The sequence below is a fragment of the Intrasporangium oryzae NRRL B-24470 genome, assembly GCF_000576595.1.
In the GTDB taxonomy this organism is placed as follows: Bacteria; Actinomycetota; Actinomycetes; order Actinomycetales; family Dermatophilaceae; genus Intrasporangium_C; species Intrasporangium_C oryzae.
The window spans coordinates 1-22,283 of the sequence record NZ_AWSA01000038.1 but is presented as its reverse complement, the minus strand read 5'-3'; the positions used below and the strand labels follow the sequence as shown (position 1 = coordinate 22,283).

Sequence of the window (22,283 nt, the reverse complement as noted above, 5' to 3'; positions counted from 1 at the left end):
CACACCAGCATGGTCCACGGGACCACGACGAGGGGACTTGCGAACCTGACAATCGGCTGTATGCCGCTGAGCCGGGACCGAACCCAGAGCGCGGTCCCGCTGTGGCTCCCATACCCGGCACGCCCGGCACCGTCACGTCGGGGACGACCGGACTGGACGGCATACGTCCCCCGACCGCTTCGGCGGGCTGGAGCGCGTCAGATCGCGCCGAGCTTCTGGAGCCGGTTGAGGGAGTACCAGCCGAACGGGATCGGCAGCCAGTAGGTGGCCATCCGGTAGAGCAGGACGGCGGACACGGCGGTCCCTCCGTCGAGCCCGATCGCGATCAGGCCCGCCGACATCGCGGCCTCGATGCCGCCGAGACCGCCGGGCGTCGGCACGGCCGAGCCGATGATCGCGCCCGCGAAGTAGACGACGGCGATGGCCGCGACCGACTGCGTGGCACCGAAGGCGCGCGTCGCGCAGACGAGCGCGGCGACGAAGGAGAGGTCGAGCAGGAGCGCCCCGCCGAGCAGCTGGGCGAGCTTGCGTGGGTGCTGGAGCACCGCGAGGACCTGGGGGACGACCGTCCGGATCCGGGGCAGGACGCGCATCGCGATGAGCCGGCGCACCGGCCGGATCGCGAGCAGGACGAGGACGACGAGGACGAAGATCGGCACGGCCGCGACGACGATGGCCGGGGGCGTGAACGAGGCCTGCGGGCCGGTGCCCGCGAGGACACCGGACACGATGAGCAGCACGAAGTACGAGCAGAACTGGGCCAGCTGGGCGACCCCGACACTGGCTCCCGCCACGGCCGGATCGGCCCCCGACTTCTGCAGGTAGCGGGTGTTGAGGGCGATGTTGCCGATCGCCGACGGCGCCACGAGTCCGCTGAACGCCACGGCCAGCTGGGTCATGTAGGTCCGGATGAACCGCAACGCCAGGTTGACCGACCCGCTGAGCGCCAGCGAGGCGCCTGCGAAGGTCAGGGCGGCGCACGCGACCGTGGCCACGGCCCAGCCCAGGTTGGCGGTGGCGACGACCGTGGCGAGGTCGACCTGGGCGAGCTGCGTGAGGAGCAGGTAGGCGGCGACGCCCCCGCCGACGACGGTGACGAGGCCGCGGAGCGTCACGCGGCGCAGCTCGACGGGCTCGACGACCTCCTCGGGAGGACGGCGGCGCTGGATCTCGTCGCGCAGGGAGCCGAGCAGGCCCTTGTGTTCCTTCAGGGCCCGGCGCGTCGTCCGGGTCAGGGCGAGCGGCTGCAGGAGCGGGAGCGCCCGGGCGACCGTCTCCTCTCCGAGCTCGGCGGTCGCGCTCTCGACGGCGCGCTCGGCGCCGACGGCGAGCGCCACCGTCGTCAGCAGCTGGGCCGTGTCGATGCGCAGCGCCAGGTCGTCGGCCGCGATGTCGCCGCCGCCGACGCGCAGGAGCCCGGCGCGTCCGTCGTCGGTCACCATGACGACCTCCGGGCTGAGTCCCCGGTGGGCGACGCTGAGTCGCAGCAGGGTCGCGTGCATCCTCCAGATCCGGGCGAGCTGGTCGTCGTCGAGGTCGGCGCCGAGCTCGGAGACCGAGGTTCCCCGCGGGTTGAGGTAGGCGATGACGGCGGCGAACGGGCCGACCTCACGGACGGCGACTGGGCGCGGCGCCGGGATCCTCGCCTCGGCCAGGGCCAGACCCATGAGCGTCCGGTGCTCGAGCTCGGAGCGCAGCGTCAGGGCCGGTCGGGTCGTGCCCTTGCGCAGGCGCAGGAGGCGCAGGAGCCGCCGGCCCGAGGCGATCCCGAAGGTGTCGCGGTCCATGACCTGCGCGTCCACCGTCGAGGTGCTCGTCGTCCCGCGGTAGCGACGGTCCCCGCCGTCGTCCGGGTCCACGAGCTCGAGCCGCTGCAGCGGGACCCCTGCGGCGACGAGCGCCGTGGCGATCTCCGCGCCAGGGGGGCGGGTCGACGTGGCGCCGAAACCGAACCGGAAGGCGAGACCGATGGCCCAGCCGAGCAGCAACGAGATGAACAGGGCCAGAGACGTGCTGGTGCCGGAGAGGAACGCCGTCACGAAGGTGGACCCGATGACGACGATCGCCAGAGGAGAGATCCACTTGCGCCCGACGATGTCGGCCACGGTCAGGAGCGCCATCATCGAGACGATCACCGCGTCCAGGGGGTCGGTGCGGCCCCCGGCGACCGGCCGGGTCAGTGCGCTGACGAGGACGCCGAGGTGACCGTTCAGCATGAGCGCCCTGAGGCCGACCACGACCAGCGCGCCCACACCGGAGGCGGCGAGCGCGAGGATGAGCTGCATCGGGCGCCCCCGGACGAGGAGGTCGGCTCCCACGGCCAGGGGCAGGACGACGACGCCGATCCCGGAGAGCCAGCTGAACACCTGGAGAAGCAGGCGGGGCAGGCCGCTCGTCGCGAGGGCCAGGTCCTGCTCCAGCGCCCCCGCGGTACCGACGGCCACGGTGGCAAGGACGACGGAGAAGACGAGGATGAGGACGACGACGCCCAGTCTCAGCGCGTCGGCCGGCCGCCGCACGCGATCCGGGATCGGCGGCTCCACGACCTCGACGGCCCCCTGATGGCTGGACACCGCCCCATCCTGCCCCACTCGCGCCCCTCGACGACGGAGCACACACGACGGGCGGGCGCCGCGTGCTCCGTCGTCGACGCGCTCGGGACGCGGCGGAGGTGTGGATTCTCTTGTGGGGTCGGTCGCCCGGTGCCACTCTCGTCGTGGGCCTTCGGCGCCCGCCCGGCTCCACGTTCAGGTTCTCAACGGTGAGGTGACCATGCGTCGTGCACTTCTCGGCCTGCTGGCCGTCGTCAGCCTTCTCCTCGGACTCACGGCCCCGGCACACGCCGCCACGGGCGTGCCGCTCCCGAGCTCGATGGCCTCGACCGGTGACTCGATCACCCGGGGCTTCGACGCGACGGCCAGCGGCTGCTTCCTCAGCGACTGCCCGCAGTACTCCTGGTCGACGGGGACGGACCGGAAGGTCAAGAGCCAGTACCGCTCGATCCTCGCCGCCAACCCCGCGATCTCCGGGCACGTCTACAACGACGCGAAGACCGGGGCGAAGATGGTCGACCTGAGCGGCCAGCTCTCCGCCGCCGCGAGCCAGGGCGTCGACTACGTCACGATCCTCATGGGTGCGAACGACCTGTGCACCTCGAGCGCGGCGACCATGACCTCGGTCTCGACCTTCACGAGCCAGTTCGACACCGCGCTCGCCGCCTACGTCGCCGCGCGACCGGGCTCCCGGGTCTTCGTCAGCTCGATCCCGAACATCTACCAGCTGTGGTCGCTCCTCCACACGAACTTCAGCGCACAGGCGACGTGGAGCTCGTTCGGCATCTGCCAGTCGATGCTGTCGGCACGCAACACCGCGGCCGACCGTCAGAAGGTCGTCGACCAGGAGACCGCCTTCAACAGCGCCCTCGCCTCGGTGTGCTCGAAGTACACGAACTGCAGGTGGGACAACAACGCGACGTTCAACACGGCGTTCACGACGAGCGACGTCTCCACCGTCGACTACTTCCACCCGTCGATCGCCGGACAGAACAAGCTCGCCGCGGAGACCTGGGCAGCCAGCTACTGGGGGTGAGCGGCACTGCTGACCGCGCCAGGCTGAATGGGCGCGATTGGTGCATTTTTCGACGGGTATCGACCGATTTCTTCTGTTACGTTGCGCCTGCCCGGCCGCCCCGGCTGGCGTACCCAGTCAGAAGGAACCCATGCACAGAGCACTCACACGGGTGGGGGTGGCTGTCGCGGGGGCGTTGCTCGCCTTCGGGGCCGTCTCCGCTCCCGCACACGCCGAGCCCGCCGCCCTGTCGGGCACCGTCACCGCAGCCGACACCGGGCAACCGCTCCAGGCCTGCGTCACCGTCTACGACCTCTCCTACTCCTGGGTCGACAGCGCCTGCACCGACGACGCCGGGCACTGGAGCGTCGCCTCCACCGAGGCCGGGGTCGCTTACAAGGTCGCGGTCCAGGCCTTCGACGGCAAGCACGTCGAGCAGTGGGCCGGTGGTGCAAGCTCGTTCGAGAATGCGGCGGAGTACGTGGCGCCCGCGACAGCCGACGCGGCCCTGGCTCTCGGAGGAACGATCTCAGGCACGCTGACGCGCGCCGATGGCTCGCAGGGCTACGCCTGGATCGACGTCTCGAAGCTGGACAGCGGCGAAATTGTCGGCGGGGCCTCTACGTGGGATGGCACGTGGAGCGCCCTCGTCCCATCGGGCGACTATGTGGTGTCCTTCCACGATGGCAGCGCCTCGCAGTACGCGTACGGCTCGGAGACCCGTGAGGGTGCCACCACGATCCATGTCGAGGCGGGCCGGACGGCCGTGGTCGACGACACCATGCTCGGCGCAGCCACGGTCTCCGGCGTCATCACGAGCGACGTCGACGGTGCGCCCGTCGCCCGCGCCTGCGTGGAGGTCAAGCCCTACCCGGTCGTCCCCGACGGCTGGGGCCAAGGGTACGGATGCACAGATGACACGGGGACCTACTCGATCGACCTGTCGGCGGCTGGCACCTACACCACCCTCGTGACCGACCCCGAGGGCCGGTTCGTTGCCGAGTACAACGGCAACACGACGGTCGCCGCGGATGCAGCTCCGTTCACCGTGACCCATGGTGCGACGACCAGGGTGGACACCTCCCTTGCGAAGGCGTCCTCGATCACCGGCCTCGCCGTCGACGGGAAGACTGGAGCACCCATCGAGGGAGTCTGTCCCGACGCCTACGTCGGCCATAACGGGGGCTTCGCCCAGGGCCAGGCGCCCGAGTGCAGCGGCTCGGACGGGCGCTGGACCCTGCGCGGGCTCGGCAAGGGCGACTACGCCCTCTTCCTGAGTGGCGCCCACCACACGAGCTACATGGCTGGGACGTGGGCCTTCAAGGCGGACTCCCAGGCGACCGCCGACCTCATCACGGTCGGCGCCGGAGAGAACAAGGCGATCCGCAACGTCAAGCTCGCACCGGGTGGACAGCTGAGCGGCCGGATCACGGACCCGTTCGGGAACCCGCTCGAGGGTGCCTGGGTCTCCGCGGAGGGCAACACCGGGGGTCGCGCCGGCCCCGGCGAAGGTCGGTACGTCGCCCAGACGGATGCGGACGGCAGGTACACCATCATCGGGATCCCGGCTGGTGACTACACACCAGTCGTGTACGCAGTCCCCTGGGGCAACCTGGCGCCCGAGTGGTCGGGAGATGCCGACACCCCGACCGACGCGACGCCGATCACGGTGAAGGCGACCAAGACGTCCACCTTCGACGCGCAGCTCGGTCCGGCCGCCCGGCTGACCGGCACCGTGGTCAACAGTGACGGGTCAGCCACGACCGAGCCCTGGGACGGCTCCATCATCGCGGCGGACGGCACCATCGTCGGCAGCTTCGACGTCTGGGGAGGCAACTCCTTCGCGTCGACGGCCCTCCCCGGCGGCGAGTTCAAGCTCCAGCTGGAGAACCCCGACACGGGTCAGGTCGTCTGGTACGACTCGGCCTCGAGCTCGGTCGATGCCACGGTCGTCCCGCTGGCCCGCGGCGAGCAGAAGCAGATCACGATCCACCTGCCCTGACCGGGCGCAGCGGTGCACGTGTGGGGACCTCGCCGAACGGCGAGGTCCCCACTCTGCGGAGCGGGCCCGGCGGCATACCCGTGAAGGGTTGTGGGGCATCTCGGGATGCCCTCTCGTCACCCGGCCGGGCACGATACGCCGCGGTCGAACGGTCCGCCCGGGAATTCGCCGATACTGCTATGGAATTCGCGGGAAACGTCCAAGAAACTGACACCAGCCCTTTTCTTCGTCACCTTGACGCCCCGTATTCGGCGAGAGAACACTGAATCGGGGGGAGGTGAGGGTCGATGAGGATCACTCTCAACCGGTCCGGCGGGTTCGCCGCCGTCAGAGCACTGACCGGGGAGATCACGATCGACACCGACTCCTTGACCGAGCCCTCCTCCCGGGAGATCGAGCACCTCGTCGGGGCAGTCGATTTCGAGCATGCGGTCGCTCGTCAGACCCCCAAGCCCGGTGCCGGCGACTACATCAGCTACACGCTGACCGTGTCGCACGACGACGGCGAATCCGCCGTGTCGTTCACGTCACCGATAGCCGACCCGACGCTGCAGCACCTCGTGTCGCGGATCGAGGAGATCGGCAGAGAGAAAAATCCACGATGAAATGAGTCGGAGCCTCCGGGCTCCGGGAGGTCGGGCGATGACATTCATCCAGGGGATCGTTCCCCCGCACATTCTCGAGCACATTCGCGACCACGGCACACCCGAGCAGCGCCAGCTCGCCGAGGTGGCCCTCGAACAGCACCGTTCCGTCATCGGCTCGCGAGAGATGGCTCCCGGGGTCGCCACGACCCGGGCCCTCGGCGCGCCACCCGCGACCGTCGCCATCTACGACGCCCAGGGCTCCACGACCCTGCCGGGCTCGCTGGTCCGGGGCGACACCGATCCCGCGACGGGTGACGCCGAGACGGACGAGGCACATGACGGCCTGAGGGCGACCCTCGACTTCTACAGCGGGGTCTACTCCCGCAACTCGGTCGACGATGCCGGCCTCGACCTCATCGGCACGGTCCACTACGGGCATGCCTACGACAACGCCGAGTGGACAGGCAGCCAGATGCTCTTCGGTGACGGCGACGGGACCCTGTTCAACCGGTTCACCATCGCCATCGACGTCATGGGCCACGAGCTCACCCACGGCGTCACCCAGTACACCGCCGCGCTCGACTACCAGGACCAGGCGGGAGCACTCAACGAGTCGATGTCCGACGTGTTCGGCTCGATGGTCAAGCAGTACCACGCCGACCCGAAGCAGACGGCAGACCAGGCGGACTGGCTCATCGGTGCCGGGCTGCTCGCAGCGGGCATCCACGGGGTCGCGCTCCGGTCGATGAAGGACCCGGGCACGGCATACGACGACCCGCAGCTGGGCAAGGACCCGCAGCCCGCGGACATGGCCCACTACGTCCACACGTCCGACGACAACGGCGGCGTCCACATCAACTCCGGCATCCCCAACCGCGCCTTCTACCTCGCGGCGGCCGGTTTCGGCGGCTATGCCTGGGACAAGGCGGGCCGCATCTGGTACGCGACGCTGACCGGCGGCCACCTCCGCGCGTCGGCCACCTTCGCGGCGTTCGCCCAGCTCACCGTCACCAATGCCCAGAGCCTCTTCGGCGCCGACGCCGTCACCGTCGTCCGGGACGCGTGGGAGCAGGTCGGCGTGGCGACGAAGGTCCCGGCAACGGACGGCCAGCCCCACCACAAGCCGAAGAAGAAGCCGCACACCACCCCGAGTGGCGCCTAGGTGTTGCGTCTCGTCATGACCTGAACGACGACCTGAACGACGCCCAGCGCCGCAACTCCGCCCGGGCGGAGTTGCGGCGCGGTCCTGGACCCGGCCGGAGCGAGCAGGGGTCAGGTCGGGCTTCGTTGGTCCGGCAGCCCACGGTCCGCGCCGCCTCCGCGACGATCGTCGTCACGGCCCCACGCGAACCGGTCACGCCGGCGACGGCCATCCGCGAAGAGTGGGTATGGACCGACCAGACAGCGAGCGGTCCAAACCACGTGCCGACTCAGTCATCCGGTAGCACACGGAGATGAGTCATGTCTGACCCCCACACCCCCGGAACCTCTCGTCATTCCGAGCGCGACGACGTCGCCAGACAGCTCTTCGAACGGCTCCGCGCCGAGACCGACGCCGAGCGAGCCCAGGAGCTCGTGGCAGAGCTGGTCGAGCTTCACCTGGACCTCTGCGACTCCCTGGGCCGCCGGTTCCGGCGCCGCGGGATCGAGGAGGAGGACCTCGTCCAGGTCGCGCGCCTGGCCCTGCTCAAGGCGATCCGCCGGTTCGACCCGGAGGCGGGTCGGTCGTTCACGGCCTTCGCCATCCCCACCATCTCGGGCGAGCTGAAGAGGTACTTCCGTGACCACGGCTGGGCGGTCCGCCCGCCGCGCCGGCTGCAGGAGCTGCGGATCGCCATGCGGAGCCACGTGGAGGAGGCCTCCCAGGAGCTCGGACGCACACCGCGGCTCGCAGACCTCGCTGAGCGGATGTCCGTGCCCGCCGAGCTCGTCTCGGAGGCCGAGCAGGTCGACACGAGCTACCGACCCGACTCACTCGACCTGTTGTGCGGGGGACTGCAGGACCGGTCCGTCCTCGACACGCTCGGAACGTTCGACGAGGCCGTCGAGATGCTCCCCGACCGGATCTGTCTCCGGCAGGCGCTCGCCGAACGGACCGAGGAGGAGCGGCGTCTGATCTGGATGCGGTTCGTCGAGGGACAGACCCAGCGGCGGATCAGCGAGTCGCTCGGGGTGAGCCAGATGCAGGTGTCGCGGCGGCTGGCGCGGGTCCTCGAGACGCTGCGTGCCTCCATGGGTGAGTCCGCGATGGAGGGCACGACCGCGAGGCGCGCATCCTGACTCCTCGTGCCCATCGTGGCCGCAGCGCGCGCATGATGGGAGGGGTCCCGCGTCCTGCGAGCCTCGGTCGTCCCGAAGGAGCCCGCTGTGAGCAACGAGAGTCGTGCACCCGACCGGCGCACCAAGCGGTCCACTGACCTCGAGGCGAACACGCTGCGCGTCGAGGAGCTGATCACGCGCTACCGGATGGTCGAGCCGGTGACGGCGGCCGGGCCCGGCGCGGCGCCGACGATGGAGGACGTGGCGCGCCATGCCGTGAAGGTCATCGAGGGCGCCGACAGCGCGAGCATCACGACGCTGCGGGCGGGCCGGTTCTCGACCCCGGCGGCGACCGACGACGCGACCCGCGAGGCCGACTACCTCCAGTACCGGCTCGGGTCCGGGCCCTGCGTCGATGCCGTGCTCGACGCCACCGTCTACCACCCGGCCGATCTCCTCCACGACGATCGGTGGCCTGAGTTCGGCCGGCTCGTGGCGGAGGAGTTCGGCTTCCGGAGCATGCTCTCCTTCCGGCTCCTGACCGACCTCGACGACGACTCGATCGCGGGGCTCAACGTCTACGCCCGGGCTCCTCGCGCGTTCGACGAGCACGACGTCCTGACGGGCCTGCTGCTGGCCGCGCACGCCGCCGGGGCCGTCACGGCCGCCACGAGCCGCGAGCGCGTCGTCAACCTCGAGCGGGCCCTGCAGAGCAACCGCGACATCGGCACGGCCATGGGCATCATCATGGGGCTGCACAAGGTGACCCGTGAGCGCGCCTTCGACCTGCTCCACGCCGCGAGCCAGAACCACAACCGCAAGCTGCGTGACGTGGCTGCGGACGTCATCGAGACGGGGACCCTCTGGATCGACCCGGCCTGACCATCCCGGGGCCGTATGCCGCTCGCATCCGCCCGCCGGCGCGCGCGCTCGGCGGGTCGGCGGCCTCAGGGCGCGTCCTCGAGCCCCGCGGTGACCCGCACTGCATGCGCGACGACGTCGACGAGCTGGCCGGTCCGCTCGTACATCCGCCGCTGGCGGATCGCGCCGTTGCCTTCCCTGCGGAGTCGCTCCAGACCGTCCTCGACCGCCTCGAGGTCGCCGGCCGCCTTGAGCGCCGGCCGGACGTGGTCGACGAGACGGTCGACGACGTCCCACGCCGGCACGGGCCGTGACGTGAACGGGTCGAGCAGGACCCCGTCAATGCCCTCGCGGCTCGCCTGCCAGGCTCCGAGACGAAGCAGCAGGGTGGGGACCGGTGGCGGCGGCTCCCCTGCGGCCCACTCGGAGGCGGCCGTCTCGACGAGGGCCCGGCAGAGCCCGGCGATGACCACCGTCTCCTCGACCGAGGGACACACGTCCGCCACCCGGATCTCGACCGTGGGGTAGTGGTGCGAGAGCCGGGCGTCGAAGTAGACCATGCCGGCGTCGAGGATGACGGACGACAGGGTCATGTCGCGGACGAGCTGGTGGTAGACCGCCGCCGAGCCGAACAGGTCGGTGGGCCCTGCCGCGGGCCACTTCGCCATGGCCCGAGCGCGGTAGCTCGCGAAGCCGGAGTCGTCGCCCTTCCAGTAGGGCGAGTTGGCGCTGAGCGCGAGCAGGGTCGACATCCAGACCCGTATCCGGTCGATGACGGCGACGCCCTCCTCGTCGGACTCGACCGACACGTGGACGTGCAGCCCACACGTGAGGTGCTCGCGCGCGGTCAGGGCGTAGCGCTCCTGCATCCAGGCGTAGCGGGGCGACGCGACCGGCGTCGGCTTCACCCGGAGCGGGGAGGTCGCGAGCGCGGCGACGCTCGAGCCGCTCTCCCGGGCGGCGTCGATGGCCTCGGTGCGCCAGCGGCGCACCTCCCGACGGAGCGTGTCGAGGTCGGACACGGGCCGGGTGTGCGTCTCGATCTGCTGCTGCTTGAACTCCCCCTCGAGCGCCCCGTGGACGCCCACCCCGGCGACCGGCGCCGGGTGCTGGGCGGCCCGGATGAGGAGCCGGCCCGACACGGAGCGTGGCCGACCGTTGCGAATGTCCACGAGGAGCATCTCCTCCTCGACTCCCATGGTCCGCACCCTCACACTCTGCTCCATTCGAGCGCGCAGTGCCGACCGAAGCCGAGTGAGGATCGACTCAGCGTCGGCTGAGGACCCGGCCGGGCGGCATACGGCGGTCGCCTCCCGTCACAGGGTCGCCTTCCCGCCCGTCACACCGAGGACGGTCCCGGAGACGTAGCTCGCGTCGGCCGGCGAGGCGAGGAAGACGTAGGCGGGCGCGACCTCGGCAGGCTGCCCGGCCCGCCCGAGCGGGGTGTCGGCGCCAAAGGTCTCGATCGTGTCGGTTCCGCGGGTGGCGGGCTGGAGCGGCGTCCAGATCGGCCCGGGTGCGACGGCGTTGACCCGGATCCCGCGCGGCCCGAGCGCCGCGGCGAGGTTGACCGTGAGGTTGTTGAGGGCCGCCTTCGTCGCCGCGTAGTCGAGCAGCGCCGGCGACGGGTCGTAGGCCTGGATCGAGGTCGTCGTGATGATCGACGCCCCCGTGCCGAGATGCGGTGAGGCCGCCTGGCAGAGCCAGAGGACCGCGTGGAGGTTGGTCCGCAGCACCCGCTCGACGTGCTCTGGCTGCAGCCCCTCGATCCCGTCGCCGCCCCGGTCCCAGTGGTAGCCGGCGTTGTTGACGAGGATGTCGAGGCCGCCGAGGCCGCCGACGGCCTGGGCGACGACCCGCCGGCAGGTCTCGCGGTCGACGAGGTCGCCGGGCACGAGCACGCCCTTGCGGCCGGCCCGCTCGACCCAGCCGAGCGTCTCCTCGGCGTCGCTCTGCTCGTCCGGCAGGTAGCCGATGGCGACGTCGGCTCCCTCGCGGGCGAAGGCGATGGCGACGGCCCGCCCGATCCCGGAGTCCCCGCCGGTGATGAGGGCACGCAGGCCTTCAAGCCGACCGTGGCCGATGTAGGTGTCCTCGCCGTGGTCCGGCACGGGGTGCATCCGGCTCGTGAGGCCGGGCGGGTCCTGCTGCTGGGCCGGGAAGCCGCCCTTGTCGTCGCGGCGGACCATGCTCTCGGCGTGCCGTGCGACCTCGGGCTCCCCCGCTGACTCGGGCTGGCGCTGGGACTCGGGCTGGCGCTGGGACTCGGGCTGGTGCTGGGACTCGTGCTGGCGCTCGGACTGCTCGGGCTCGGGGGTCATGCGGCCTCCAGGGCGTGCGGTCAGTGGTTGCGCAGGGCGTCGATGAGCTGGGCCTTGTTCATCGACGAGCGCCCGGCGATGCCGATGCGGCGGGCGCGCGACATCAGTTCGTCCTTCGTCATGTCCTCGTAGTCCCCCGCCTTGCCGCCCTTGCGCCCGACCTTCGAGCGGGACGTCGCAGCGGCCGCGTTGGCGATGCGCGCGGCCTTCTCCTTGCTCGCGCCGTCGTCACGCAGCGCCTCGTAGAGCTCCTTGTCCTTCACGGACGGTCCCGGGTCCTGTCGGCGTGGCATGTGCCTCTCCTCTCGTTCGGGAAGGCCCCGGTCGATGTATCGGCGCGACCCAGAGCACGCGGCAATACATCGAACCGGGCTGGGGACGGGTCAGTCGGGCTGCTCCGTCGGCTTTGGGTCCTCGGTCGGCCGGGTCGGCGTCGCGGTGTCCTTGGGCGGGACCATCTCCGGCACGACGATCTCCGGCTGTCCCGGTGGGAGCGGAGGATCGGGGGTGACGGGCGGGAAGACGGTGCCGTCCTCCTGGAGATGCGAGATGTGCTTGGTCATGGTTTCTTGCCTCCTACTGCCTTCATACCCCCTTGCTACGCCCCGAACCTGAGTGCCGTTGGGGAATGCCGGAATCAGTCGCCTCCGGCCGACGCGAGCCGGCCGAAGGGGCAGCCGGGCCGGACCGCGTCCTCGTGCCGTGGGCCCGCCGCCCGGTGGTGCCTCGATGATGGGACGGCCCGGGACGCGAGCGAGGGTGACCAGGCAGAGCACGCCGGCGATGGTGATGGCGTTCGTGGCGAGGCCCTCGAGGAGGCCACTGCCGCCGACCGCGCCCGAGGACGCCAGCGGCTCCGCGAGCAGGACGGTGGCGCCTGCGATCGCGGCGACGAGCGGCCGGCGGTCGCGCAGGCAGACGACTGCGGCCGCAGGGAGCAGGAGCCAGTGGTGCGACCAGGAGATCGGCGAGAGGAGCAGACCGAGGAGCGCGCAGACGACCACACCTTCGATCGGCGCTCGTCCCCGGCGCCGTTGCAGCGCAACGAGACCGGCGCCGACGGCAAGGACCGAGGCGGCGAGCCACGCCGCCGTCGCATGCCCTGGCACGACCCGGTCGAACAGCCCGAGAAGGCTCTGGTTGTCGGCGAATCCCGGCGCGCCGACGCGTCCGGGATCGAGGGCGAGCGAGGTCCAGTACGTCCGCGACTCCGCCGGCAGGACCAGGGCTCCGACGAGAACGGTGGCGGCGAACCCCGCCACGATCCGCACGGCCGTGGCCCAGTCCCTCCGGGCCAGCGGGTGGAGGACGAAGACGAGCGGAGTGAGCTTGGTGCCCGCGGCGACTCCGGTGAGCCAGCCCCGCCACGGCCGAGGCACGAGAAGCAGGTCCACGAGCACGAGCCCGACGACGAGCCCGTTGACCTGCCCGAGGTGGAGGGTCCGTCGCACCGGCTCACTGAGAAGGGCCCCGGCCCCCACAGCGACCCAGGCCAGGCGGACCCGACCGGAGTCCTGCCTGGGTGAGAGGCGGGCGGGAGGGCCGTGACCGGCCAGGGACGGCCGGCCCGCGTCCCGCGCCGCGGACAGCGCTCCCCCGGCCGCAGCCACCAGGGTCAGGGTCGTCAGGACGGCGAGCGCCACGCCGGGGGCAAGCGCCATCGGCACGCTGAGCAGGACGGCGAAGGGCGGGTAGGTGAAGGGGAGCTCCGGGCGCGCGGCGTAGGGGTCCATTCCGGCGAGCCAGCGTCTCCCCGCGCGGACGTAGACCTCGAGGTCGACGTGGCCACCGCCTCGGGCCGACGACGCGGCGACGACGACCGCCGCGAGGGCGAGGAGTCCCAGGGCCACAGCGCGCGAGACCCTGCGGTCGGTGGGCATCGACTCGGTCGCTGCGACGGCTCGGCCGGTCGTGACTGGATGTCCGGGATCGGGTGGCGTTCCTTCGATGGAGCTCAACGCGCTCAACCAGGGGTCGATGAGCCGAGGGAGCGCGTCGACGGCGTGGGCGTCCGGGCCCAGGGGACACCCTCGATCGGCGACAGGTCGTCGACGACGACCTCGAGGTAGGTGAACGTGCCCTCGGGCTCGGGAGCGTGCCACCGCGCCTCGCCGACGCCGCACGCCCGACGTCCGTCCCACTGCCCCACACTGCGGACCGGCGTGGACCATCGTTGAGGTGTGAAAGTCCGGCCGTCCGCCGAGGCCCGCGCCCGGTCGTCCGAGACGAAGTCGGCGAGATCGCCTGCTGCGTCGAAGGTCAGGTCGGCCGCCACGGTGTACGAGCCTAACGTCAACGAGCCTGTCGCCCTGTCGTCCCCGACCTGGGTCCACCTGACCGGTGCGCCGACGAGGGCCTCGGGGGCGAGCAGGCAGAGGTCGTTGAGGAGCGTGACCGTCTCTGTCCGGTCGAGCTCGGGCCCGGCCGCCCTGACGATCGGCACGGTCGAGCAGAGCCGCACCCGCATCGTGGCCTTCCGACGGTCGAAGACGTGCAGCACGTCGACCGGCAGGCCGAACATCGTCGCGTCCATGAGGAAGAGCCGGCACGGGTCCGGGCCGTAGAGGTTGACCTGCTCGCCGGTGAAGGGCATCCAGGGCTTCGACGGACCACCGCGGATCCGTCCGTGGAGCTCAGCGCGGAAGCCGATGACGGCGGGGCGCCCGAGCGCCCCCGTCCGGCGAATGAGGCGCGCGACCGGCGCGGGCAGCCCGGCGAGGTCGTCCTCGCGCAGGTCCACCTGGGTGCGCGGCCTGGCGAGCGCCGCCCGGACGTGGTCTGCGTAGTCCGCTCGAAGGCTGCGCGGTCCGGTGCGCGCCCAGGCGTGGCCGGCGACCGCGAGGAGCAGGAGGTTGGCCGCCGTCCCGGCCCACGCGTCCTGCCACGCCGTCACGACGAGGACCTCGGAGAGGACCGCGGCGACGAGCGGCAGCCACCAGGGACAGGTCCCGCGGGCGAGCAGCACGGCGACGGCGAGGACGAGGACGGAGACGAGGAGCCAGGCCAGTCCGAGCCACGGCCCGATCTCGGCGCTCAGGGCGGGGACGTCCGCCCACCCGAACCCCTTGACGGCGCCGAGCAGGTGCAGCAGTCCGTGGACGGCCACCACGACGACGACGGTCCACCGGATGACGCGCCTCAGGACCACGGCGACCACCTCCCCTCCCCCTCCAGTCTGCGCCGGGGAAGGGCCGAGCTCCCCGCGTTCGAGGAGGATCACGCACGGATCACACGCCGAGTCGCGCCGACTCAGGCGCCGACTCAGGCGACGGGATCACGGGCAGGGTCAGGCCTCGGGCCGGGACGCACCGGCCGCGGCCCCCCTCGACGGGGACCGGGGTCGGTCATGACGAGGTCAGCGGCCGGTGCCGCCGTAGACGATCGCGTCCTCGGCCGAGTCGAGGCCGAATGCCGTGTGGACGGCTCGGACGGCCTCGTCGAGCTCGGACGCGCGCGTCACCGCCGAGACGCGGATCTCGGAGGTCGAGATCATCTCGATGTTGATGCCGGCCTCGGCGAGCGCCCCGAAGAACTTCGCGGAGACGCCCGGGTGCGACTTCATGCCGGCCCCGACGAGCGCGATCTTGCCGATCTCGTCGTCGAAGCGGAGATCGGCGTACTCGACCTCGTGCTTGATCGCCTGGAGGACCGACATGGCCTTGGGCCCGTCGCCCTTGGGCAGGGTGAAGGAGATGTCCGTCTTGGCCGTCTCCGCTGCGGAGACGTTCTGGACGATCATGTCGATGTTGAGGCCGGCCTCGGCGATGGCACCGAAGATCTTGGCCGCGATGCCGACGCGGTCGGGCACACCGACGATGGTGATCTTGGCCTCGCTGCGGTCGTGGGCGATGCCGGCGATGATCGGAGCTTCCACAGCGCCTTCTCCTTCGTAGGGGTTGTCCTTGACCCAGGTGCCCGGCCGCTGCGACCAGGACGAGCGGACGTGGATCGGGATGCCGTAGCGGCGGGCGTACTCGACGCAGCGCAGGTGCAGGATCTTGCTCCCGTTGGCCGCGAGGTCGAGCATCTCCTCCATCGACAGGACGTCGAGCTTGCGGGCGCTCGGGAGGATGCGGGGGTCGGCGGTGAAGACGCCGTCGACGTCGGTGTAGATCTCGCAGACGTCCGCGTCGAGCGCGGCGGCGAGAGCGACGGCGGTCGTGTCGGACCCACCACGGCCGAGGGTCGTGATGTCCTTGGTCGTCTGGCTGACACCCTGGAAGCCGGCGACGATGGCGATGTGTCCGGCGTCGAGGGCGCTCTGGATCCGCCCGGGCGTCACGTCGATGATTCGCGCGGCGCCGTGGGAGTCGTCGGTGATGACGCCGGCCTGGGAGCCGGTGAAGGACCGGGCCTCGGCGCCGAGCTGAGCGATCGCCATTGCGACGAGAGCCATCGAGATGCGCTCGCCGGACGTGAGCAGCATGTCGAGCTCGCGGGCCGGCGGGGCGGGCGTGACCTGCTCGGCGAGGTCGAGCAGCTCGTCGGTCGTGTCGCCCATCGCCGAGACGACGACGCACACGGAGTGGCCCGCCTTGTGCGTCTCGACGATCCGGCGCGCGACGCGCTTGATCGACTCGGCGTCGGCCACGGACGAACCGCCGTATTTCTGGACGACGATGCTCACACTGACTCCCGGGATCTCTCGTGCGGAGATGTCAGTCTAGGGAGCCGAGGTCGACCCCGACCGAGCGGTCGGCATGCTGAGACGCAGCGCCCACGCTTCGAGACAGCGCGCGTGTCGCAGCACGGCCTCAGGGGTGGAGCGCGTCGAACTCGGCCTCGCCGACGGTCTCCTCGTCGGCGTCGAGCCGCAGGTGGGCGAGGACCGACTGGAGGGCGCGCAGCGCCATGAGCGCGTGGTCGCCCCAGTCGGAGAGATAGCTGAACTGCCACCACCAGAGCGCCTCGATGCGGCGGCCGGCCGCGTAGTGCTGGAGGCCGTGGGTCAGCGCGACGGCGATGTCGGCGAGGTCGCCGCTGACCGAACCGTCGGCGCGCTCGGTCGAGGTGATGGGGTCGACGACGTAGACGTACTCGTCGATGCCGGTAAGGACGTTGGCGAGCGCCGTCCGCAGCGGGTCGACATCGTCCTCGGGGCCGGTGTCGGGCTCGAAGCGCAGCACCGGCACGACGTCCTGGATCGCCCCGAGGCGGGCCCCCGCGACGAGGACCTGCGACAGGGCGAGCGTGAGGAGCGGGATCGCCGTGGCCGGGGACGTGCCGCTCGCGACCTCGGTGACCGCGGTCAGGTAGGCGCTCGCCTCGTGCGCCGTCAGGTCGGCGAGCCCCTCGAGCTCGCTGATCTCCTGTCGGGTGTCCTCCGGCGCCTCGGATCCCATGGCCGTCCCCTCTTGGTCGTATGCCGCTCGGCCGGATCACGGCCGCGCCCCCAGTCTGCCGCGCGGCGGGTCCCGGAGTCGACCCGGCGGCATACGAACTGGTCGGGCGGGACCGGACGGGTGGCCCGGACGGGCGGGTCAGGCGTCGACGCGGCGGCGGCCCTCGAAGGCGCGCCCGAGCGTGACCTCGTCGGCGTACTCGAGGTCGCCGCCGACCGGAAGGCCCGACGCGAGGCGGGTCACCGTCACGCCGATGTCGCGCAGGAGCCGGGAGAGATAGGTCGCCGTCGCCTCGCCCTCGAGGTTGGGGTCGGTCGCGATGATGACCTCCTGCACGTCGCCCGACGCGAGGCGCGTCATGAGCTCGCGGACGCGCAGGTCGTCGGGGCCGATGCCGTCGATCGGGCTGATCGCGCCGCCGAGGACGTGGTAGGTCCCCCGGAACTCCCGGGTGCGCTCGATGGCGACGACGTCCTTGGGCTCCTCGACGACGCAGATCGCCGTCTGGTCGCGGCGCGGGTCGGCGCAGATGCGGCAGCGCTCGGCCTGGGCGACGTTGCCGCACAGGTCGCAGAAGCGGACCTTGGCCTTGACCTCGGTCAGGGCGGTGACGAGTCGGGTGACGTCATCGGAGTCGGCCTGGAGCAGGTGGAAGGCGATCCGCTGGGCGCCCTTGGGCCCCACGCCGGGGAGTCGCCCGAGCTCGTCGATGAGGTCCTGGACCGCGCCTTCGTACACCCCCTCACCCTAAGCCCCAGCCCGGACATCGCCCGTATGCCGCCCGGCCGGGCGCCAGGGGGAATGCGCAGTCCCGGACGGCGGGGCGGGGCTAGCCTGACGCCTGGGGAGGATCGGCCGGAGGGAGCTCCAGTGGACGACATGCAGGTCTCACGGCGCAGTGCGCTGATCCAGGGCGCGGCGCCGTTCCGGATGCTCTTCGAGTACTTCGACACCTCGGGCTACCAGGAGCGGCGGCACGAGCCCGGGGTCCTCGACCTCACCTTCGGCGACCCGCACGAGATGCAGATGCCCGCCTACGTCGAGGCCCTCCAGGACGCGACCGTGCCGCGAGACGAGCTGTGGTTCGCCTACAAGCAGAGCGAGCGGCCCGCGCAGGAGGCGGCCGCGGAGTCGCTCCGGCGGGTCGTCCCGCTCGACTGGACCGCGGACAACCTCCGGATGACGACCGGCGGCTTCGGCGCGATCACGGTCGCCATGAAGGCCGTCGCCGACCCGGGCGACGAGGTCGTCTTCACGCTGCCGCCCTGGTTCCTCTACGAGGGGCTGGCTCTCGAGGCCGGGCTCGTGGCCGTCAAGGTGCCGGCCCTCCGGCCGAGCTTCGACCTCGACCTCGACGGGATCTCCGCCGCGATCACGCCACGGACCCGGGTCGTCATCGTCAACACGCCCAACAACCCGAGCGGCAGGATCTACCCCGCGTCGCTGCTCGCCGCGCTCGCCGAGCTGCTCGAGGACGCCTCGAGGCGGATCGGCCACCGGATCTGGCTCATCTCCGACGAGCCGTACAACCGGATCGTCTTCGACGGGGCGACCCTTCGCAGCCCTGCCGAGTTCTACCCGTGGACGCTGCTCTGCTACAGCTACGGCAAGACGCTCCTCGCGCCCGGCCAGCGGATCGGCTACATCGCCGTCCCACCCGGCCTGCCCGGGGCGGAGGTGCTCATGGAGGCGATCGACACCCTCCAGATCGCCGGTGGCTGGCTCTTCCCCAACGCCGTGCTCCAGCACGCCCTGCCCCGGCTCGAGGAGCTCTCGCTCGACGTGCCGGCCCTGCAGGCCAAACGCGACCGGATGGTGTCGGCGCTGCGCGAGCTGGGCTACCGGGTTGCGGTCCCGGAGGGAACCTTCTACCTCTGGCCGGAGTCGCCGGTGCCCGACGACGAGGCCTTCACCCGCGTCCTCGCCGATCTCGGCGTCCTCGTCCTGCCCGGACGGCTCTTCGAGACACCCGGCTGGTTCCGGATCTGCCTCACCGCGACGATGGAGACGATAGAGCAGTCGCTGCCCCGCTTCGCCGAGGCCATCCGCCGCGCCACGAGCGAGACCGCGCGCGACTGACCCCGCCCGCCGAGCGGCATACGGCCGCCTGCGGCGTCCGTCGGTGAGGTGTCACTCGGCGAGCCGCGCCCCCCAGCGCTCCTCGATCCGCCCGAGCCGCCAGACGGCGAGGGAGAGCAGCCACGCCCCGGCGAAGAGCCCGACGACCCAGAAGCCCACGCCACCGAGGTCGATCGACCCGATCGCGGCGATCGGCCCGCTCGTGATGCCGAGCCGGTCGCTGACGACGGAGAGGACCTCGATGCCACCGATGCCGAGGGCCACGGCGACCGAGAGCGCAGTGACGGTGAGGTTGTAGTAGACCGCCCGGACCGGCCGGTGGAGGGCCCAGTCATAGGCGAACGTCATGAAGGCGCCGTCGATCGAGTCGAGGAGCGACATGCCCGCGGCGAAGAGCACGGGGAGGGTGAGGACGGCATACCAGGGCAGGTCGGCGGCGGCCGCTCCCCCGGCGGCGACGAGGAGGCCGACCTCGGTGACGGTGTCGAAGCCGAGGCCGAAGAGCAGGCCGACGGGGTACATGTGCCACGGACGGGACACCGCCCGGGTGACCCGACCGAGGACCCGTGTGAGCAGGCCGCGGCGACCGAGCTGACGCTCGAGCTCCTCCTCGTCGAGGCGCCCGGCCCGCATGCCGCGGACGACCCGGAGGATCCCGGCGAGCGCCGCGAGGTTGACCGCGCCGATGAGCAGCAGGAACAGGCCTGACACCGACGTGCCCCAGAGCCCCGTGAGCCGCTGCACGGCGCTGCCGTCGTGTAGGGCCGATGCGAGCGCTCGAACGCCCAGAGCGAGGAGGGTGACCATCGCGAAGACGACCGACGAGTGGCCGAGGCTGAACCAGAAGCCGACGGTGAGCGGGCGGCGTCGACCGCCCATCAGCGAACGCGTCGTGTTGTCGATCGCCGCGATGTGGTCAGCGTCGAAGGCATGACGCATGCCGAGGGTGTAGGCGGTGACGCCGAGCCCGACGCCGAAGAGGTGGCCGCCCACGCGATACTCCTGTGGCGCGACGACCCAGACGAGCAGGCCCCAGCCGACGACGTGGAGGAGCAGGACGACGAGCCCCATCCCGGCGAGGCTGCGCCGGTCTGCGGCGGTCAGCTGCTCCCGAAGGCGGGGTCGGTCCGCACGCTCGCCGGACTGACGAGCGGGTTGCACGGTCGCGGGAGAGGCCACCCCGTCACGCTAGATGCGACTGGGTCGCATCTGCAAGCGGGTGGCCCCAGCGGGTTGCCGCCACCACGTCACTGCTCCGCCTGCGGGAGCAGTGGGTCCCACTGCTCCCGCAGGCGGAGCAGTGACGTAGGCGCGCGGGCGAGGGAGCCTCAGACCTCTGTCTCCGCGGCGCCGGGAACCTCGTTGTAGCCCTCGGCCCGCTCCTGACCTGTGAGTGCCGCGATCGCGTCCATGACCTCGTCGGTCAGCTGGCGACGAGCCCTGCCGGCCGGCATCCCCGCATACTTCTCGACGCCGATCGGGGCGCCGAAGCGCACGGTGACCTTGGCGAGCGTAGGGAAGCTCGACCCCACGGGCTGGATGTTCTCGGTGCCGATGAGACCGACGGGCACGACGGGAACCCCGGCGGTCAGCGCGAGCCACGCCACCCCGGTCCGTCCTCGGTAGAGCCGGCCGTCGCGTGAGCGGGTCCCTTCGGGGTAGATCCCGAACGCGTCCCCGGCGCGCAGCACCTCGAGCGCGGTGTCGAGGCTCTCCTGGGCCGCGGTCGGGGAGTGCCGGTTGACCGGGACCATCCCCACGGCGTTGAAGAAGCCCTTGCGGAGCAGCCCGCCGAGTCCCGAGCCCGTCCAGTACTCCTCCTTGGCGAGGAAACGCACCTGGCGCGGGGACGCGAGCGGGATCGCGAAGGAGTCGATGAACGACAGGTGGTTGCTCGCGAGGATGACGCCGCCGTCGCGGGGCACGTGGTGCTTCCCCTCGATGGTCGGCCGGTAGAGGGCGTGACTCAGCGGGACGAGCACGGTCCGTCCGAGGCTGTAGAACATGGGCCCCAGCGTAGGGGTGCCCGCTCCCTGGTCGAGTCGGCATCTCAGCCCGATCGAGCCGTATGCCGCTCACGCACCCTCACGCGGTGGCCCGGACACTCCACGCCGCGGCGCTGACCTGGAACGGCGCAGGAGGGAGCAGCTCGCGGCAGTGCTCGCGCAGCGCCTCCCGCGCGGCGGCCGGCAACGACCTGACGTAGTCGCCCGCCGGACCGACGCCGAGGGTGTACGGCTCCCACCACTCCTCGAAGGTCTCGTGCGTCACCGTCACGACCAGCCAGCCCCCCCTCGACGTGCGCGAGATCGGCGCGGGTGCACAGCTCCTCGAGGTGACCCTGCCGCGTGCCCGGCCGCTCGCGCTCGTCCGGGGCGCCACGGTCGAGGTCTCGCGCGGCCCGGTAGAAGAGGCCCAACGGGCCGCCCTCGACCATGTCCCAGACACAGGCGGCGACCGTTCCGCCCGGCCGGGTGACGCGGGCCATCTCGCGGAGGGCCGCGAGCGGGTCCGTCATGAAGTGGACGACGAGCTGCGCCAGCGCGACGTCGAAGAAGTCGGCCTGGTACGGCAGGTGCTCCGCGGCAGCCGTCTGCACGTCGAGGTCCGGGAACCGGCTCCGAAGGGCCGTGGTGAAGGGAAGGGAGGGGTCGACGGCCGAGACGGCACTCGTCCCGACCCGTGCGACGAGCTGCTCGGTAAGGGCCCCGGTGCCGCAGCCCACGTCGATGACGCGCTGCCCCTCGCGCACGCCGGCCCAGTCGGTGAAGACCCGGGCGAGCGGCCGGGAGTACCGCCCCATGAACCGGTCGTACGCCTGCGGCGTCACGTCGAAGGTCACGTTCGACGGTACCGCTTTATCCGTCTGGGGCGAGGCCGAATCCGCCTCACTCACAAGCGAGATCGGGCTTGACGGTCACAGCGGACGGGTCCCGCTCCGTGGACGGATCCATCGGGCGACAGCATCGGCCGGAGCCCTGGGGGAACCCTTCCTCTTCGAGCCTTCGTCGGCCTTCGCTCAGTCGTCGATCTCGGCGACGACGCGGCCGCCGAGGACCTTCTCGATGACGGTGCGGCCGACGTCGCCGGACTGCTCGATGTCCTCGTCGTCCTCACTCACGGCCGAGTCGTCGGTCAGCGGAACGCGGCTCGGGGCGTCGTCGGCGCGCGACGGCGCGGACCGGGCCTGGGCGAAGGAGGCGCGGACCGCGCTCGCCCCGCGCAGTGCGGTCTCGGTGGGCGCCGGCCCGGAGGTCCCGGCGGT

19 protein-coding genes and 1 pseudogene are annotated in these 22,283 nt (G+C 71.5%); 7 read left to right on the top strand and 13 right to left on the bottom strand.

All coding sequences use genetic code 11. The features are described 5' to 3' along the window. Positions 1 to 197: 197 nt before the first annotated feature. Positions 198 to 2,573: a lysylphosphatidylglycerol synthase transmembrane domain-containing protein gene (locus N865_RS15750; RefSeq protein WP_034807934.1), complete on the bottom strand. Its 2,376-nt coding sequence runs from the start codon at positions 2,571 to 2,573 to the stop codon at positions 198 to 200. Between the two features lie 199 nt (positions 2,574 to 2,772). Between N865_RS15750 and N865_RS15745 the strand changes: the two genes are divergently transcribed. From N865_RS15745 to N865_RS15720, 6 genes are all read left to right on the top strand, one after another. Beyond that, positions 2,773 to 3,588 carry a GDSL-type esterase/lipase family protein gene (locus N865_RS15745; RefSeq protein ID WP_034807932.1) on the top strand — a complete coding sequence of 272 codons (816 nt, stop codon included), beginning with the start codon at positions 2,773 to 2,775 and terminating at the stop codon, positions 3,586 to 3,588. Positions 3,589 to 3,718: 130 nt separating this feature from the next. Continuing rightward, positions 3,719 to 5,569, top strand: a complete 1,851-nt coding sequence (locus tag N865_RS15740) for a carboxypeptidase regulatory-like domain-containing protein (RefSeq protein ID WP_157557730.1) — start codon at positions 3,719 to 3,721, stop codon at positions 5,567 to 5,569. A gap of 287 nt (positions 5,570 to 5,856) precedes the next feature. Continuing rightward, positions 5,857 to 6,174 (top strand): protealysin inhibitor emfourin, encoded by a 318-nt coding sequence (locus N865_RS15735; RefSeq protein WP_034807928.1) that lies wholly within the window; start codon positions 5,857 to 5,859, stop codon positions 6,172 to 6,174. A gap of 37 nt (positions 6,175 to 6,211) precedes the next feature. Then, a complete protein-coding gene (locus tag N865_RS15730; protein WP_084328291.1) occupies positions 6,212 to 7,318 on the top strand; it encodes a M4 family metallopeptidase in 1,107 nt (368 codons plus the stop codon). 299 nt (positions 7,319 to 7,617) lie between these two features. Then, on the top strand, positions 7,618 to 8,436 hold the full coding sequence (locus tag N865_RS15725; RefSeq protein WP_051510722.1) for a sigma-70 family RNA polymerase sigma factor: 819 nt from the start codon (positions 7,618 to 7,620) through the stop codon (positions 8,434 to 8,436). Positions 8,437 to 8,523: 87 nt separating this feature from the next. Beyond that, the gene (locus N865_RS15720; protein WP_051510720.1) at positions 8,524 to 9,297 is read left to right on the top strand and encodes a GAF and ANTAR domain-containing protein; all 774 of its coding nucleotides are present in this window, start codon (positions 8,524 to 8,526) and stop codon (positions 9,295 to 9,297) included. Between the two features lie 65 nt (positions 9,298 to 9,362). On the opposite strand, the gene N865_RS15715 is transcribed toward N865_RS15720, so the two are convergent. The 8 genes from N865_RS15715 to recR form a co-directional block, all read right to left on the bottom strand. Continuing rightward, entirely contained in the window at positions 9,363 to 10,484 is a 1,122-nt protein-coding gene (locus tag N865_RS15715) for a carboxylate-amine ligase (RefSeq protein ID WP_281173507.1), read from the bottom strand. Positions 10,485 to 10,592: 108 nt separating this feature from the next. Beyond that, complete coding sequence (locus tag N865_RS15710; RefSeq protein ID WP_034807969.1) at positions 10,593 to 11,465, bottom strand: SDR family oxidoreductase; 873 nt, start codon at positions 11,463 to 11,465, stop codon at positions 10,593 to 10,595. Between the two features lie 152 nt (positions 11,466 to 11,617). Then, positions 11,618 to 11,890, bottom strand: coding sequence for a Rho termination factor N-terminal domain-containing protein (locus N865_RS15705; RefSeq protein ID WP_034807924.1), 273 nt, complete (start codon positions 11,888 to 11,890; stop codon positions 11,618 to 11,620). A gap of 90 nt (positions 11,891 to 11,980) precedes the next feature. After that, a complete protein-coding gene (locus tag N865_RS21910; RefSeq protein ID WP_169735757.1) occupies positions 11,981 to 13,477 on the bottom strand; it encodes a glycosyltransferase 87 family protein in 1,497 nt (498 codons plus the stop codon). A gap of 83 nt (positions 13,478 to 13,560) precedes the next feature. Continuing rightward, entirely contained in the window at positions 13,561 to 14,745 is a 1,185-nt protein-coding gene (locus N865_RS23075; RefSeq protein ID WP_169735756.1) for a DUF6544 family protein, read from the bottom strand. Positions 14,746 to 14,952: 207 nt separating this feature from the next. Next, on the bottom strand, positions 14,953 to 16,224 hold the full coding sequence (locus tag N865_RS15690) for an aspartate kinase (protein WP_034807920.1): 1,272 nt from the start codon (positions 16,222 to 16,224) through the stop codon (positions 14,953 to 14,955). Between the two features lie 127 nt (positions 16,225 to 16,351). Further along, on the bottom strand, positions 16,352 to 16,939 hold the full coding sequence (locus tag N865_RS15685) for a DUF5063 domain-containing protein (protein WP_034807918.1): 588 nt from the start codon (positions 16,937 to 16,939) through the stop codon (positions 16,352 to 16,354). Positions 16,940 to 17,077: 138 nt separating this feature from the next. Next, positions 17,078 to 17,677, bottom strand: coding sequence for a recombination mediator RecR (gene recR, locus N865_RS15680; protein WP_034807916.1), 600 nt, complete (start codon positions 17,675 to 17,677; stop codon positions 17,078 to 17,080). A gap of 141 nt (positions 17,678 to 17,818) precedes the next feature. On the opposite strand from recR, the gene N865_RS15675 reads away from it, so the two are divergent. Continuing rightward, positions 17,819 to 19,018: an aminotransferase class I/II-fold pyridoxal phosphate-dependent enzyme gene (locus N865_RS15675; protein WP_034807963.1), complete on the top strand. Its 1,200-nt coding sequence runs from the start codon at positions 17,819 to 17,821 to the stop codon at positions 19,016 to 19,018. Positions 19,019 to 19,069: 51 nt separating this feature from the next. On the opposite strand, the gene nicT is transcribed toward N865_RS15675, so the two are convergent. The 4 genes and pseudogenes from nicT to N865_RS23070 all read right to left on the bottom strand — a co-directional run. Beyond that, positions 19,070 to 20,197 carry a Nickel transporter NicT gene (gene nicT, locus N865_RS15670; RefSeq protein ID WP_245603795.1) on the bottom strand — a complete coding sequence of 376 codons (1,128 nt, stop codon included), beginning with the start codon at positions 20,195 to 20,197 and terminating at the stop codon, positions 19,070 to 19,072. Positions 20,198 to 20,346: 149 nt separating this feature from the next. Then, positions 20,347 to 21,024, bottom strand: coding sequence for a lysophospholipid acyltransferase family protein (locus tag N865_RS15665; protein WP_034807914.1), 678 nt, complete (start codon positions 21,022 to 21,024; stop codon positions 20,347 to 20,349). A gap of 44 nt (positions 21,025 to 21,068) precedes the next feature. Beyond that, entirely contained in the window at positions 21,069 to 21,860 is a 792-nt protein-coding gene (locus N865_RS15660; protein ID WP_245603794.1) for a class I SAM-dependent methyltransferase, read from the bottom strand. A gap of 177 nt (positions 21,861 to 22,037) precedes the next feature. Then, positions 22,038 to 22,283 (bottom strand): annotated as a pseudogene (locus tag N865_RS23070) (DNA polymerase III subunit gamma and tau); the annotation flags it as partial.